Annotated in this window: 15 protein-coding genes; 5 read left to right on the top strand and 10 right to left on the bottom strand. The window is 69.3% G+C overall.

Annotated elements, in window-relative coordinates; all coding sequences use genetic code 11:
- The first annotated feature begins 268 nt into the window (after window positions 1–268).
- Window positions 269–646: a DUF7510 family protein gene (locus P0Y41_RS03530; RefSeq protein ID WP_284063335.1), complete on the top strand. Its 378-nt coding sequence runs from the start codon at window positions 269–271 to the stop codon at window positions 644–646.
- Between the two features lie 12 nt (window positions 647–658).
- Here the strand turns inward: P0Y41_RS03530 and P0Y41_RS03525 are convergent, their stop codons facing one another.
- Complete coding sequence (locus tag P0Y41_RS03525; protein WP_345783180.1) at window positions 659–1,735, bottom strand: glycosyltransferase family 4 protein; 1,077 nt, start codon at window positions 1,733–1,735, stop codon at window positions 659–661.
- Window positions 1,736–1,906: 171 nt separating this feature from the next.
- On the opposite strand from P0Y41_RS03525, the gene malQ reads away from it, so the two are divergent.
- The 3 genes from malQ to P0Y41_RS03510 all read left to right on the top strand — a co-directional run bounded on the left by malQ (window position 1,907) and on the right by P0Y41_RS03510 (window position 4,844).
- Window positions 1,907–3,409: a 4-alpha-glucanotransferase gene (gene malQ, locus P0Y41_RS03520; RefSeq protein ID WP_284062600.1), complete on the top strand. Its 1,503-nt coding sequence runs from the start codon at window positions 1,907–1,909 to the stop codon at window positions 3,407–3,409.
- A 247-nt stretch (window positions 3,410–3,656) separates the two neighbouring features.
- Complete coding sequence (locus tag P0Y41_RS03515; protein WP_284062599.1) at window positions 3,657–4,394, top strand: fumarylacetoacetate hydrolase family protein; 738 nt, start codon at window positions 3,657–3,659, stop codon at window positions 4,392–4,394.
- 90 nt (window positions 4,395–4,484) lie between these two features.
- Window positions 4,485–4,844: a hypothetical protein gene (locus tag P0Y41_RS03510; protein WP_284062598.1), complete on the top strand. Its 360-nt coding sequence runs from the start codon at window positions 4,485–4,487 to the stop codon at window positions 4,842–4,844.
- Between the two features lie 4 nt (window positions 4,845–4,848).
- Here the strand turns inward: P0Y41_RS03510 and tpiA are convergent, their stop codons facing one another.
- The gene (tpiA, locus tag P0Y41_RS03505; RefSeq protein ID WP_284062597.1) at window positions 4,849–5,508 is read right to left on the bottom strand and encodes a triose-phosphate isomerase; all 660 of its coding nucleotides are present in this window, start codon (window positions 5,506–5,508) and stop codon (window positions 4,849–4,851) included.
- A gap of 51 nt (window positions 5,509–5,559) precedes the next feature.
- Window positions 5,560–6,087, bottom strand: a complete 528-nt coding sequence (locus tag P0Y41_RS03500; protein ID WP_284062596.1) for a multiprotein bridging factor aMBF1 — start codon at window positions 6,085–6,087, stop codon at window positions 5,560–5,562.
- 165 nt (window positions 6,088–6,252) lie between these two features.
- On the opposite strand from P0Y41_RS03500, the gene P0Y41_RS03495 reads away from it, so the two are divergent.
- Window positions 6,253–6,390, top strand: a complete 138-nt coding sequence (locus P0Y41_RS03495; protein ID WP_284062595.1) for a DUF7503 family protein — start codon at window positions 6,253–6,255, stop codon at window positions 6,388–6,390.
- On the opposite strand, the gene P0Y41_RS03490 is transcribed toward P0Y41_RS03495, so the two are convergent.
- The 7 genes from P0Y41_RS03490 to hflX form a co-directional block, all read right to left on the bottom strand.
- On the bottom strand, window positions 6,374–8,710 hold the full coding sequence (locus P0Y41_RS03490; RefSeq protein ID WP_284062594.1) for a hypothetical protein: 2,337 nt from the start codon (window positions 8,708–8,710) through the stop codon (window positions 6,374–6,376). The genes P0Y41_RS03495 and P0Y41_RS03490 overlap by 17 nt on opposite strands.
- A gap of 4 nt (window positions 8,711–8,714) precedes the next feature.
- Window positions 8,715–9,536, bottom strand: a complete 822-nt coding sequence (locus tag P0Y41_RS03485; RefSeq protein ID WP_284062593.1) for a DUF7504 family protein — start codon at window positions 9,534–9,536, stop codon at window positions 8,715–8,717.
- Between the two features lie 124 nt (window positions 9,537–9,660).
- Window positions 9,661–10,278, bottom strand: a complete 618-nt coding sequence (locus P0Y41_RS03480) for a CDP-alcohol phosphatidyltransferase family protein (protein ID WP_284062592.1) — start codon at window positions 10,276–10,278, stop codon at window positions 9,661–9,663.
- The gene (locus P0Y41_RS03475; RefSeq protein WP_284062591.1) at window positions 10,275–10,823 is read right to left on the bottom strand and encodes an adenylate kinase family protein; all 549 of its coding nucleotides are present in this window, start codon (window positions 10,821–10,823) and stop codon (window positions 10,275–10,277) included. Before P0Y41_RS03475 ends, P0Y41_RS03480 begins: the two co-directional genes overlap by 4 nt.
- Complete coding sequence (hisC, locus tag P0Y41_RS03470; protein WP_284062590.1) at window positions 10,820–11,914, bottom strand: histidinol-phosphate transaminase; 1,095 nt, start codon at window positions 11,912–11,914, stop codon at window positions 10,820–10,822. Before hisC ends, P0Y41_RS03475 begins: the two co-directional genes overlap by 4 nt.
- Window positions 11,915–12,100: 186 nt before the next feature.
- Window positions 12,101–12,466 carry a hypothetical protein gene (locus tag P0Y41_RS03465; RefSeq protein WP_284062589.1) on the bottom strand — a complete coding sequence of 122 codons (366 nt, stop codon included), beginning with the start codon at window positions 12,464–12,466 and terminating at the stop codon, window positions 12,101–12,103.
- Between the two features lie 85 nt (window positions 12,467–12,551).
- The gene (hflX, locus tag P0Y41_RS03460) at window positions 12,552–13,877 is read right to left on the bottom strand and encodes a GTPase HflX (RefSeq protein ID WP_284062588.1); all 1,326 of its coding nucleotides are present in this window, start codon (window positions 13,875–13,877) and stop codon (window positions 12,552–12,554) included.
- Window position 13,878 lies beyond the last annotated feature (1 nt).

Raw genomic sequence — 13,878 nt, 5'->3', positions numbered from 1 at the left:
GTGCCCGCCACGGGATCGCAACGGTATGGAGGGGAACGCGACCGACGACGGAGACGGCGATTCCAGCGGCGCCGAGACCGCTGACACCGCTGGCAACGCTACCGACGCTGGCGGCGGTGGCGACGCTGACCGTGCTCGCGACGGTGGCGACGCTGACCGTGCTCGCGACGGTGGCGACGGAGGACCGGCCGCCGACGCTGCAGACGCGACCGGAGACGACCGCGAGAGCGCGAGCGGGCCGGAGCGACCCGTCTCCGTCGACCTCGAGATCGCTGACGGCCGGACGGTGATCGTCGTCACGGGCGACCGCGACGCCGCGGTCGTCGTCGAGTCGGCGTCGGGCGAGCGGGTCTATCTCCCGCCCGAGGACTTCGATCGCTCGCCCGAATCCGAGAACGGCCCCCGACGGGACGCCTACGGGAGCGGTTCGGGGACCAGGCCGTCCGACAGCCCGTACCAATCGGTCGCCTCGGACAGCCCGTACCAGTCGGCGACCGCCGATAGTCCGTACCAGTCGTCAGACACGTCGGACAGTCCGTATCAGCGCGGGGGCCCCGCGTCCGACCGGGTCGGGCTGGAACCGACGGCGGACGGCTTTCGCATCATCCACCCTGAGCCCGTGACGGACTTCCGGCTGCTCAGGTGATCGATCGGGAGGTCACTTCCTGTCGTCGGTGGGCGCTCCACCGCTGAGGATCCGCTCGTAGAAAGCGACGTGCTCGTCGGCGACCTGATCCCAGGTCCGTTCTTCGTACTCGATCGGTGTGTCCAGCGAGAGCGCGTACTCGATGCCCTCGGCGATCGCGTCGGAGTTCGGCTCGACTTCGATGAGGCAGTCGCCGGGCAACACTTCGGCGGCGCCGCTGGGGCCGGCAACGACGCGCGTGCCGACCGACAGCGCCTCGACGATCGTGATCCCGAAGGGCTCAGCGAGCGACGGCGAGACGAAGAGATCCGCGCTCGCGTAGTAGTCGCCCAGTTCCTCCTCGGGGACGTAGCCGACGAACTCGACGCGATCGCCGATCCCGAGCAGCTCGACGAACCGTCTCAGTTGGTCCGTGAGGTGTCCCGTGCCGCCGATGACGAGCGTCACGTCGTCGCGTCGGAGCTTCGGCAGCGCGTACAGCAGGTACGCCAGCCCCTTTTGATCGGTGTGGCGGCCGACGAAGAACAGCATCTCCCCGTCGATTCCCAACTCGGCCTTCAGGTCACGACCGGTCGGTTCGACCCGCGAGAAGCCGTTGTAGATGACTTCGGCGTCCCCGCCGTACTCGTGGGCGATCTTCCGGGCGGTGAACTCGCTCACCGCCAGCAGGTGATCCGAGCGGTTCACCACCCGTGATTCGGTGCGCTTCTCGCGCTCGGGGGGGTCGGCGTTGCGGTCCGACGACAGCGAGTGGAACGTCGTCACCCACTCCACGTCGTGGGTCGCCTGCGCCCGCGAGCCGGGGTTGTAGCCGAACCAGTCGTTCGTGTGGACGATGTCGGCGTCGGCGGCGCGCTCGACGAACGTCCCCGAGAGGCGGCCGATACGGGTGATGATGTCACCGTCGCCGGTCGGGACGCCGTAGATCCCGTCGCGTCCCGTCGGAGCGTACTCCGCCGGCAACACCAGTTCCACCTCGACGCCCTCGCGATCGTCGAGTCGTTCGAACAGCTCGCCGACCGCCGTGTCCAGCCCCCCGGTCACGTTCGGCGGAAATCCCCACCCGAGCATCAGGACCGTGTACGGCATCGAGTTGGCTATCGCGGGTGCGGTACTTAGTCACTTGGCGTCGACCCGGCGGAACGATCCTGCAGGATCAAGCCGAGCGTGATCCGATGCACGGTGCACGGCCAGATTCGCGATCCGATGCACGGTGCGCGACCAGATACTTGATACCGCTCGCCCGTGAGAGCACAGTCGATGCGGTTCGACCGACGAAGCGGCGTCCTGCTCCACCCCACTGCGCTGCCCGGACCCCACGGGATCGGGGACATGGGCGCGGGCGCACGCTCGTTCATCGACTTTCTCGATCGTGGCGACCAGTCGATCTGGCAGGTGTGTCCCCTCGGGCCGACCGTCGGCGTCCACGGCCACTCCCCGTACCAGACGTTCTCCGGGTTCGCCGGGAATCCCCTGTTGATCGACCTCACCGACCTCGTGGACCGCGGGTATCTCTCCGAAGACGAGGTCGACCCCGACGGGGCGACCGGCGTCGAATTCTCCCCGCACGAGGTCAACTACGACGCCGTCGAATCGTTCACCCTCGACCGACTCCGGACGGCGTTCGACCGAGTCGGCGAGGTCGCGGGCGACGACGCGCTGGCGGCGTTCGCCGACTACCGCGAACGGGAGGCCGACTGGCTCGCGGACTACGCGCTGTTTCGCGCGCTCAAAGCCGAGTTCGACGGGCGGCTGTGGACGGAGTGGCCCGAGCCAGTCCGGACGCGCGACCCCGAGGCGCTGGCCGACTACCGCGACGACCTCGCCGACGAAGTCGACTTCCGGGCGTTCTGTCAGTGGACGTTCGACCGCCAGTGGCGCGACCTGCGCACGTACGCCGCCGACCGCGGGATCGAGATCCTCGGCGACCTGCCGATCTACGTCGCCCTCGACTCCGCGGACGTGTGGGCGGCGCCCGAGGCGTTCGATCTGACCGACGACGGCCGCCCCGCCGCCGTCGCGGGGGTCCCCCCGAACATGGGCGACTCCGGACAACGCTGGGGCAACCCGGTGTACGACTGGGACCGCCTCGCCGAAACCGGCTACGGGTGGTGGCTCGATCGGCTCGACCGGCTGTTCGACATGGTCGAGTACGCCCGCCTCGACCACTTCAAGGGGTTCGACGAGTTCTGGGCGATCCCGGCCGACAGCGACGACCCCGCCGATGGCGAGTGGCGCGAGGGGCCCGGCGACGCGTTCTTCGAGGCCGTGCGCGAGGAGTTCGGCCGCCTCCCCTTCGTCGCGGAGAACCTGGGCTTTCTCGACGCCGAGAGCGCGTCGCTGCGCGAGGCGTTCGACCTCCCGGGGATGCGCGTTCCGCAGTACGCGGATTGGTGCCAGCAGGGACACCTCTACCAGCCGATGCACTATCCCGAGGACTGCGTCGCATACTCGTCGACGCACGACACCGACACGGCCGTCGGCTACTACGAGTCGCTCGACGATCGACAGCGCGACTGCCTGCACTACAATCTCGGGACCGACGGCGTCGAGATCGAGTGGGACCTGATCGAGGCGGTGTGGAACTCGGAGGCGACGCTTGCCGTCACGACGATGCAAGACCTGCTCGGTCTCGACAGCCACGCCCGCTTCAACACCCCCGGGACGACCGACGGGAACTGGCGCTGGCGGGCGACCGAGGCCGGCCTCGACGACGCCGTCGCGGACAGGCTCGCGCGGATCACCGACGCGACCGTTCGGTGACCCGCCGCCGGCCGTGCGGTCTCGATACTCTCACCTGTGTCTCGGCGGCTGCGGTATCTATAGGAGGGCGGTATCCAGTGGAGTAACCGCTGTGCGAGCGCGCGGGAGCACATCCATTCCCATACGAGTTGCATTCAGTACGGAGGTGGAAGCGGGCGGCCGGCACGTTCAGTTCACTCCGGCGGCGCCATGGGTCGCCTGCCGAAGACTCACAACGCCTAAGCACCGCCTGACCGAATCGACGCTAATGCGCTACGCACGGATCCGCGACCCGGCAGGTACCGTTCGACGCGGCACGTACGACGAGGGCGTCGTCGCCGCGGGCGGTGAGACGTACGACACCACCGACGACGGCGTCGACCTGCTCGCTCCCTGTGAGCCGTCGAAGATCGTTTGCGTGGGACGCAACTACGCCGACCACGCGGAGGAGCTCGGCAACGACGTCCCCGACCGACCGCTGTTGTTCCTCAAGCCGCCGAACGCCGTCGCGGATCCGAACTCGACGGTCACGCTGCCGGCCGGGAAAGACCGGGTCGACCACGAGGCGGAGATCGCGTTCGTGATCGGTCAGCAGGCGCGAAACGTCGCCGCAGAAGACGCGATGGCGTACGTCGCGGGGTTCACCTGTCTCGACGACGTGTCGAATCGCGACGACCAGAACAAGGAGCAAAACTGGGTCCGCGGCAAGGCGTTCGACGGCGCCGCGCCGATCGGGCCCTGCATCGCCGACCCCGACCACGTCCCCGAGGACGCGGCCGTCGAACTCCGGGTGAACGGCGAGACGAAGCAGTCGTCCTCGCGCGACTACTTCATGTTCTCCATTCCCGACCTCGTCGAAGAGATCACGACGTACATGACGCTGGAACCGGGAGACGTTGTCGCGACCGGGACGCCCGCCGGCGTCGGTCCCCTCTCCGACGGCGATCGCGTCGAGGTCGAGGTCGAGGGCGTCGGGACCCTCGAACACGACGTTCGGCAAGGGTAGCTCTCGACCGGCCTGATCCGGTCGGGCCAGTCAGGCTCGAACCGACTGACCCGGCGGTACGCCTTTGCGCCAACGGCGGCACGGTCCACTATGCGACGAGCAGCCGCGTTGGTCCTCGCGTCCCTCCTGATCGGTCCCGCCGTCGCCGCTGTGCTCTGGAACGTCGACGAGCGGATCGGTATCGCACTCGCCGGGGCGACGATCGCGTTGGTCCTCGCGCTCCTGATCGCCCGGCTTCGAGCGGCCCTGAGCGACCGCGCCGGCGGCAGCGGTGGCGAGGGCGGCGACAGCGGCGACGGCGGAGAGGGCGACGGGTGGTCGCTCGTGCCCGCGTGGCAGTACGAGGGGCGGTTCGCGGAGGCCGGCGGGATCGCCAAGAGCGAACAGGAACAGGCGCTCCGGGAGGTCGACAAGCAGGCCGAGCGCCAACAGGAGCGCACGCGGGAGTAGCCGGTTACACTCCCGAGACCAGATCGCGAAGCACCGCCTCGGGGTCGTCCGCCTTCGCGACGCCGGAGGCGAGGAGGACGCCCGTCGCGCCCAACTCGCCGGCTGCGGCGACGTCTTCGCCGGTCGAGACGCCGGCGCCACAGAACAGGTCCACGTCGGCGTCGACCGCCTCGACGGCGGCGACGGAGTCCTCGACGATGGCCGGGTCAGCGCTCGCGACCGACACGTCGCCGCCGATGAGTTCCGGCGGTTCGACGGCCACGGCATCGGGACCGAGCGCGGCGGCCGCGCCCGACTGCGCGGGGTTGTTCGCGCAGACGCACGTCTCCAGATCGGCGCGTTCTGCGGCCGCGAGGGAGGCGTCGATGTCCGCCAGCTTCAGGCGGTTCTCGGAGTGGTTGATCAGCGTCCCGGTGGCGCCCGCGTCGGCGACAGCCTCAGCGAGCGTCGAACCGGTGTGGCTGCCGTGTTCGACGGGCGAAACGTGTTGGGCCCACGTCTCGACGCCGGTGTCGGCGACGGCCGCGAGGTGCGCCGCCTGGGGGGCGACGGCGACGCGTGCGCCGGTGTCGTCGGCGACGGCCGCGCACGTCTCGGCGATCTCGACGGGGTCGCACGGATACGCCTTCAGGTTGACGAGGATCAGGGTGTCGGAGTCGGTCACACTACCCACCACGCGCCGGGGAGCGAAAAGTCGCTTCGTTCGCGGCGAACGTTAGCCGTCGTTGCGCTTGACCACGTCGCCGAGAGTCATGCTTCCCGAGGAGGAGCCCTCCCAGTCGGCGTCGTCGACGGACTCGCCCTCGACCAGCGAGATGCCGAGCTTCTTTTCGAGCTTCTGCTGGACGTCGTCGGAGGGGAGGATGTCTCCGCGTTCCAGCTTCCGAATGACGGAGGCCTTCTCGTTGATGTCCTTCGCGAGGTCCTCTTGACTCATGCCGGTGGTCTCGCGCGCCTGTCGGATCCGCTCGTCGTAGTCGCCGACGACCGTCTCCATGTCGTCGAACATGTCGCGCCGGCGCTGCGACGACGAGGAGGATGACGAGGAGCCGGAACTCCCGGAGTTCGACGAGGAAGACGAAGACGAGGAAGTGGAGTACTTCGTCGAGGTCGAGGAGGTGCTCTCGGTGCGGACCTCGGTGCCGAAGTCGGAGCAGTCGGAGCACAGCTCCAGCTCCGCGCCCTCGACTTTCGTGGTGGTGAGCGACGCCTTCTCCGCGCCGCACATCTCACACTGGGGCATACTTCGACCTAGCGCGGTGTGCGGTATAAAAGGTGTGCCACCCGGCCGTCGGCCCGACTCGAGTGGTCGTTTATATATTCAAAATATCGTTCTTTGGTTCTTGCTTAATATTATCAGAATCTTTCCGGTATATTCAATTAAAAACCATCAGTTGGTGGAGGTGTAATGTCCGAAGACGACGCCACAATGTCGGAATGGTTGGCTAACCACCCGCGGATGATGGGCGCGCTGTTCACGCTCGTGCTGTTGTTGTCGAGTGCCGGGAATGCTTTGGCAAATGCGACTTCTACTGCAGGTCCGTAGATTGTGCAATATTGACTAAGTCTGCCTCATCCGACCAATAGAGTGTTCCATCAATTCTGATCGGCGATCTGGCGAAGTCCATCTTATCATTTAACAATTCAGTTTGAGAGGATACTTCCATAGATGTCCCAGAAGAGATGTATTGGACGTTATCATCCTCAAACAACGGATTTGACATTGTACCAAGACCGAAGCGCCTAGTCGGATAGAACATTGCCTGAAGTGTTGACATCGAACTATTCACGACCTCCACAGTAACCAACATCGGCGCTCCTGTCGCACACTGACACAACTGCACCATCGGATCTCCCGCGATGCTGTACGCGCTCTCGGCGAACGGACCCGTCCCGACCACGTCGAGCGCCGCATACAGCGGGAACCCGGCGTCGAACAGCCGCGCGAGGTCGCGTCCGACCCGCGTCGCCATCGAGTTCGGCAGGTCAGTGAGCGACACCACGCCGCCGAGCGCGCCCGCCTCGACCAGCCCCATCCCCTGCTGATATGATGTGCACGCGTTGAGCAGGAAGGCGTCGACCCCGGTCGTTTCGAGGCCACGGAGGTCGAGGAAGCCGTCGGCGCACTCCATCCCGCGCTCGTCGACGTGGCCGACGTAGTGGAAGAAGTCGTGGGGTTCCGCGAGCACATCGCGCAGTTCCTCGACCGTCAGGTCGCGCTCCTCGCGGATGTCGAAGGTGACGTGATCGCGGAAGCCGTATGTGTCCCCCAGCTCGTCGACCATCGCCTCGTCGTTGCAGACGACGGTGACGCCGATGGTGAGGTCCTCCGCGGGTGTCCGATCGAGGCGTCGACGGTACGCCTCGACGGTCGGCTTGGCCGCGCGCATCGGGAACCCCGGCCCGATCCACGCCTGTGCGATGCTGTCGGCCGCTTGGGGAGTCACGATCGACTCCGAATCGTCGAGCGCGTTCTGGGTGGGACCCCTGACGGCGTCGATACCGGCGTCGACGCCAGCGCCGTTCGAGGTGCCGCCCTCGCGCGTGCTCCGCGTCAGCGCCGCATCTCGAGTCGCCTCCCGGGACGCGCGGACGAAGTCGTCGAGTTCGGTCACGCCGCCGTCGCTCGTCGCGTCGGTCTCCGGCGGGGGCGAGCGAACCACCGAGAGGTCGGCCGCGAGGAACGACAGGGCAGAGGCGTTCTCGACGACGGGCACCACATCGGTCGTGTGCGGCCAGTCGAGACAGTCAAGCGTCTCCTCGGTCGGCACCTCGAGATACGCCGCGGTGCGTTCGCTCAGGTCGGCCTCGTACCACTCCGCCCACGGGGGATCGAGGCGCTCGGTCAACACCTCGTGGACGTGGAGGTCCACGTCGTACAGCCCGACCGAGCACGCCCGCGTTGCACAGTCGAGGGTGAAGCAGTGGCGGAGGAGATCGCCGAGGGCGGCCGCAAGGGCATCCGGGTCCCGCGGCAGGTCCAGTCGGTAGTCGCCCGCTCGAAGAACCGGCTCGGCGCGCTCCTCGACGTCTGCGGCGAGGTAGAACGCGAGCGGCGTCGCAGAGAACAACGCGTCGTACGTGAACGGCAGGCCGAGCGTGACCCCGGTGTCGACGCGCTCGACGAATTGCGGTGCCTCGAACGTCTCGCCGCGCTCGACCAGCGGCGGATGGCCCCGGAGTGTCGGGAACGACCGCTCCGGGGAGGTGGTCGCCAGCGCCGACCCGAACGTCGAGATCGCCCGCGCGAGCCCCGCCTGCGTGTCCGGAACTGTCACCGTCCCCGCCGGCGACATGCGTCGCGAGCGCGCGCCGAGCAAGATCCGGCCGGTTTCGGCGTCGTCTCGGGCGCGACCGTTCGCGCCGGCCGCGGCGGCGGCACCGGGCGCACCCACGCCGGATCCGATACCGGCCTCGGGAACGTCCAGCGAGACCCGTGGGTACCGGTCCTCGTAGGAGACGCGCGCAGGCCCGTCGACCGCGACGTACGTCTTCACGGGCGCCGTCGACAGCTCCAGGACGTGCGGCCCCGGCGGAACCCGAGCGGGCGCTTCCGCCGTCGCCGTGGCGACGACCGCGTTCTCGGCGTCCCGGACGTACACGTCGGCCGTGCACAGCGGCGTCACCGCCGTCGCTTCGACAGCCCAGCAGCCGTCGACCGGGGCGTTGAACCGGTCTGCACTTGACAGCCGCGTCGCGGTCGGCCGGGCCCCGCCATCCGATCCCTCTACGGCGACCGGGAGCCGGACCTCCTCGATGGAGTCGACGATCTCGAACGCCCCCGGTCCGCGCCCCCGTGCCGGGACGAGTCGCACCGCTGCCTCGGGTTTCTCGTCTGTCGATATCCCGGTGTCTCGTGGCGTCATATGGTCATCGGAGCGCGTTCCACTCGGTCGTTCCCCAGTCGATGATGTGCCACCGCTCCTCGGGGGCGGCCGTCGACTCCCGACACCGAAGCTCGACGATCACGTCGAGGTCGTCGCCCAGGAGGTCGACGAACTCCGAGACCACGGGATCCGATCGAGGGTCACCGTCGGTGGGGCGGGGGAGGTGAAAGTGCGCCATCCCGCCTCGGTCGCGGGTCGTCTGCGACACGTCACCCAACAACGACTGGGTCGCGTCGCTCCCCAGCGTCGCACACAGCATGTCGACCCGGAACACGCCGACGCGAAGACCCAGCCGGTTCGGCGGCTCGGTGTCGACCTCCTCGATGGCGTCCAGCAGAGCCTCTCGCACGGCCGCTGGCTCCCCATCGGCCGTCTCGTGGTCGGACGCTCCGGTCCCGTCGCCCGCGGTGGAGTCGCCTCCGCCAGGCCCGCCCCCGTCGAGATCGAATCGGTCCGGTCCGGCGTCGGGACCGGGGCCGTCCGAATCGGATGCCGCGACCGGATCCCGCACCGCCCCGTCGAGACGGACGACCGCGGCGTCGTCGTCCGCAGTGTCGACGCCGTCGGGAAGCCACGGGTCCGCCGACTCCGAACCGCCGGTGGTGAGTGCGAGCACTCGCTGTCGTCGTCGCTGGGGCGCACCGAAGTACCGCGACGACGCGACGCGGTAGGCCTCGTCGGAGACGTCCCCGGTGACGAGCACGCAGCACCCGTCGTCGAGCTCGGCCAGTGCCGCCGAGAGCGTGGAGTCCGACCCGCGGCCGACCGGTCCGCCGGGGTCGGGGTCGTCCGTCGTGCCGGTCATACCATCGCCATTCCGCCCGGGGGACAAAAGTATTCGTCCGCCCACACGTCTCGCCCCGGTCCGATCCCCTGACGTGAGCGGGGTCGCCTGCCCGGCCGCCGCGGTTTCGGGGCCCCGCTTTCGGTCACTGCAGGTCCGTCCACGCGCCCCTGAAGCGCTGGATCGCGGTGACGTGACCGACGACCGCGAACACGACGAGCAACAGCCCGACCACGTTTAGCCCGGCGACCAGCGACCCCGGAACCGCCGCGGCGACGACGCCGACGATACCGACCAGAGCGAGCCGGTCTGCGCGCCCGAGCAACCCGCCGTACTCGCGGCCGATACCGACGGCCTGGATCTGCGTGCCGAGGTAGGAGGTCATGAGCACCCCCGTCACCGCCGCGAGCCCGAGGCCGTAGCGACCGATCCCGGCCGCCAACCCCACGAGCACCGCGATGTCGGCGTAGCGATCGAGCACGTGATCGAGCAGGTCGCCGCCGGAGGTGTCGGTTCCCTGTGCCCGCGCGAGCGCGCCGTCGACGAGATCGAGCCAGCCGTTGGCGAACACGAGCAGCGAGCCCGCGACGTAGTACAGCGGCGCCTCCGCGGGCGGCGCGAGCCCGAACGCGACCCCGGCGGCGACGGCGCACGCGAACGCGAGCACGCTCACACCGTCGGGCGTCAGCCCGAGCGCGTCGGCCGCGCGCACGAACGGCGACAGTCCCTTCTCGGCCAGCGGTCTGAACTGGTCCAGCGTCATAGGTACTCCACAAAGTCGACCTCGCCCGCCGACGGCTCGCGATCGCCGTCGAGGACGCGCGCGAGTTCGGCCGCGACCGCCTCGGGGTCCAGATCGGTGGTGTCGATCTCGTACACGCGACCCTCGCCGAACCGGTCGACGGCCTCGCCGAGAATCACGTCCAGCGCCTCGCTCTCTCGGTTCTCCCGCGCGCTCGCCTCGCCTTCCCCGCGCTCGATCAGCCGCTGTTCGAGCACGTCGGGGCGACAGCGCAGGACGGCGACGCGGTCGGCGTCGAGGGAGTGCGCGAGGTGGGAGTCAACGACCCCCGACCAGTCGCCGAGGTGCGCCTCGACGGCGTCGAGATCTGCGACCAGCGAGTCCCGCTCCTCGTCGCGCTCGGTGTACAGTCCCTCCTCGCGGATCAGGTCGTTGAGGTGGACGACCTCGAGCTCTCGCTCGTCAGCCAGGAGGTCCGTCGCGGTCGTCTTACCCGTGCCGGGAGTTCCCGTGACCACAAGGCGGTCAACGGGACCGGCGGCGGTCTCGTCGCTCGCGTCCGTCACGCTTCGACCCCGAGTTCCGGGTCAGCGAGCACCTCGTTCAGCGTCGCCACCGCCTCGCGGGTCTCCTCCTCGGTGCCGCAGGAGATCCGGACACACTCGGGCAGCCCGAACGAGCCGGTGTCGCGGACGATGACGCCCTGCGCTTGCGCGCGTTCGGCAACAGCCGACCCGTCGCCGACCTCCGCGAGCACGAAATTGCCGGCGCTATCGAACGTCGGTGCGTCCAGTTCCTCGGCGATGTACTCGCGGGCCCATCGTGCCGACTCGACGCTCCGCTCGACGTGCTCGTCGTCGTCGAGCGCCGCGAGCGCCGCGTCGAGCGCGACGGCGTTGGCCGCGAACGGCGTGTTCACGCGGGCGTACGCGTCCGCCCACGCCCCGGGAACGAGCGCGTAGCCGATGCGGAGGCCGGCGAGCCCGTAGGCCTTCGAGAACGTTCGCGTGACCGCGAGGTTCTCGTAGTCGTCGAGCAGTCCGGCCGCGGAGGGCGTCTCGGTGTACTCGCCGTACGCCTCGTCGGCGACGACGAGCGTCTCCTCGTCGACGCCCTCCAGCAGGGCGACGAGTTCGTCGCGCGGCAGTTCGGTCCCGGCGGGGTTGTGCGGGGAGGTGACGTACACGACCCGCTCGCCGTCGTAGGCGTCGAGGATCGCGTCGGCGGTCTGCGCGAAGCCGTCGGCCTTCTCGACGGGGTACGCCGCAACCTCGCCGTGGTGGTAGCGCGCGCTCATCGGGTAGTAGGCGAAGCCGGGGTCGGGCACCAGCACCGCGTCGCCGGGCGACAGCGTCGCCCGCGCGAGGTAGTCGAGCGCGCCGTCGGCGCCGGGGCTCACCCACACCTGCTCGGGCGACAGGTCCCACTCGTCGGCCAGCGCCTCGGTGAGGTCAGCGTGTGCGGCCTTCGGGTAGACGTGTGCGGACTCCGCCGACTCCTTCGCGGCCGCGACGGCCTTCGGCGACGGGCCGAACGGGTTCTCGTTCGAGGAGAGCTTCACCAACTTGTCGGGGTCGAGCCCGAGGTCGCGGGCCACCTCCTCGACGCCGCGGCCGGGGACGTACGGCGCGTTCGCCGAGAGGTCGCGCGTGTTCATGGGCGAGAGAAGTGGTGGGCGCTTCTTAAGCGTGCTCGTACCGCGCGGACGCGTGCTGCGCTGGCACCGACTCCGACCGCTCGGTCGGACGCGCGACCCGCGGATTCCACAGAGTCGATCGCCGCCAGGGGGGCCGTCGAGGACCTCACGGCGGCGTGTCGAACTCCCCGCAGCAACCCATCGCGGTCACACGCCGAGCGCGCGCTTGACTCGGTCGAGCACCCCGCCCTCATCGTCGTCACCAAACAGTTCCCGCTCGACCGCGTCGAGTTCGTCGTCGCCGAAGCGGTCGTCCCCGCGTGCCTCGACGAGCCAGTCGCGCCACTCGGCGTCGGTGAGGACGCCCCGCGACTCCGGCCCCCACTGCTCGCCGAGTTCCTCGCGGTCCGCGAAGGGGACGTCCATGTCGCCGCCGCCCCACACGAGCGGCGACAGCGCGAAGTCGTACTCCGCGTGCTCGAGCGGGCGGAAGCGGTACGGGTACCCGTTGAAGCTGAACGCCTCGTCGGTGCCGACCGTCTCGCCCGACGGCAGTTCCAGCGTCTCGTCCATACCGGAGGAAGGCGCTCGAACGGCATGTGCCTTCGGCACGCGACCAGACACGCCCGGAACCGATCTGCGCGCTGTCCCGATCCGGTCACTCCCCGCGGAGGGCCGCCGCTCGACGCTCGGCCTCGGAGACGACCGACGGGCGCCCGCTGACCTCGATCGCGACGGTCTCTGCGCCGTACGTCACTTCGGCGTCGACGCGCTCGTGGAGCCACGAGAGGAACGACTGCGTCTCGCCCGCGTTCGGGACGGTCAGCGACGCCGTCGCCGCCGGGAGCGCCTCCAGCACGGCCGCGCGGAGGTCCTCGATCCCGTCACCGTGGAGGCTGCTGACGGGCACGGGCTCTCGGCCCTCGACATCGCTGTCGGCGAGCACGTCCTCCACGGCGGCCATGGCCGTCGACCGCGCGTCCTCGTCGAGCCGATCGACCTTGTTCACCACCGGGATCACCGGTCCGCTGGCGTCGCCCGCGAGCACGTCGATAGTCGTCTCGACCCGTCGCCGGAGGCAACCCTCGTCGGCGCTGGCGTCGAGGACCGCGAGGACGACGTCGCTCGCGGCGATCTCGTCGAGCGTCGCCGAAAACGACCGGACGAGGTCGTGCGGGAGGTCGGCCACGAGGCCGACCGTGTCGGTGAGAAGCAACCGTCGGCCGTCGACGGTGGCCCGGCGAGTCGTCGTCTCCAGCGTCTCGAACAGGCGGTCTTCGACGGACACCGACTCGGCGAGGTCCGCGTGACGGTCGCCTGCGGTGTCGCCGTCCGCGTGTCCGGCGTCGAGGTCGTCCGCAAGTCGCCGAAGCAGGGTCGACTTCCCGGCGTTGGTGTAGCCCGCGAGCGCGACGAGGTCGAACCCCTCCTCGCGCCGGCGCTCGCGGCGGGCGGCCGCGGCGTCGACGAGTTCGTCGAGTTTCGACTCCAGCGCGTCGATGCGCCGCTCCGCGTCGAGGACGGGCGATCCCTTCTCGAAGAACGCCCGATTCAGCGCTGCCTCCCCCTCCATCCGCTCCAGTCGCGGGAGTTCATACCGGAGCGTCGCCAGGCGCACCTGCGTCGTCGCCGCCGTCGATCCCGCCCCGTCGGCGAAGATGTCGAGCACCAGTCGATAGCGGTCGGCGAGCGTCGTTCCCGGTGGGAGCAGTTCGAGGAGGTCGGCGTACTGTCCCGGCGAGAGTTCGCCGTCGAAAACGACGGCGTCGGCGTCGCAGTCGGTGACGACGCGGGCCAACTCGCTGGCCTTCCCTTCGCCGAGGTTGTACCGGAGGTCCTCCGTCCGCCGCTGTGTCACTTCACCGACCACGTCGGAGCCCGCCGCCTCCGCGAGGCGACGGATCTCCGTCGTGTCGGGGGTCGCGTCCGCGTCGCGGGCGGCGACGATCACGTCGCCGCCCTCCAGTCTGTCTCGTCTGTTCACT

Source organism: Halobaculum halobium, assembly GCF_030127145.1.
GTDB lineage: Archaea > Halobacteriota > Halobacteria > Halobacteriales > Haloferacaceae > Halobaculum > Halobaculum halobium.
The sequence above is the reverse complement of the archived record's forward strand: the minus strand, read 5'-3'. Positions and strand labels throughout refer to the sequence as shown.

Bases quoted from the DNA above. Each gene is read 5' to 3' on its own strand.
- P0Y41_RS03500 (WP_284062596.1), bottom strand. From the start codon at position 6,087: ATGCCCCAGTGTGAGATGTGCGGCGCGGAGAAGGCGTCGCTCACCACC.
- P0Y41_RS03490 (WP_284062594.1), bottom strand. From the start codon at position 8,710: ATGACGCCACGAGACACCGGGATATCGACAGACGAGAAACCCGAGGCA.
- P0Y41_RS03525 (WP_345783180.1), bottom strand. From the start codon at position 1,735: ATGCCGTACACGGTCCTGATGCTCGGGTGGGGATTTCCGCCGAACGTG.
- hisC (WP_284062590.1), bottom strand. From the start codon at position 11,914: ATGAACACGCGCGACCTCTCGGCGAACGCGCCGTACGTCCCCGGCCGC.
- P0Y41_RS03480 (WP_284062592.1), bottom strand. From the start codon at position 10,278: ATGACGCTGGACCAGTTCAGACCGCTGGCCGAGAAGGGACTGTCGCCG.
- P0Y41_RS03465 (WP_284062589.1), bottom strand. From the start codon at position 12,466: ATGGACGAGACGCTGGAACTGCCGTCGGGCGAGACGGTCGGCACCGAC.
- P0Y41_RS03510 (WP_284062598.1), top strand. From the start codon at position 4,485: ATGCGACGAGCAGCCGCGTTGGTCCTCGCGTCCCTCCTGATCGGTCCC.
- P0Y41_RS03495 (WP_284062595.1), top strand. From the start codon at position 6,253: ATGTCCGAAGACGACGCCACAATGTCGGAATGGTTGGCTAACCACCCG.
- P0Y41_RS03485 (WP_284062593.1), bottom strand. From the start codon at position 9,536: ATGACCGGCACGACGGACGACCCCGACCCCGGCGGACCGGTCGGCCGC.
- malQ (WP_284062600.1), top strand. From the start codon at position 1,907: ATGCGGTTCGACCGACGAAGCGGCGTCCTGCTCCACCCCACTGCGCTG.
- P0Y41_RS03515 (WP_284062599.1), top strand. From the start codon at position 3,657: ATGCGCTACGCACGGATCCGCGACCCGGCAGGTACCGTTCGACGCGGC.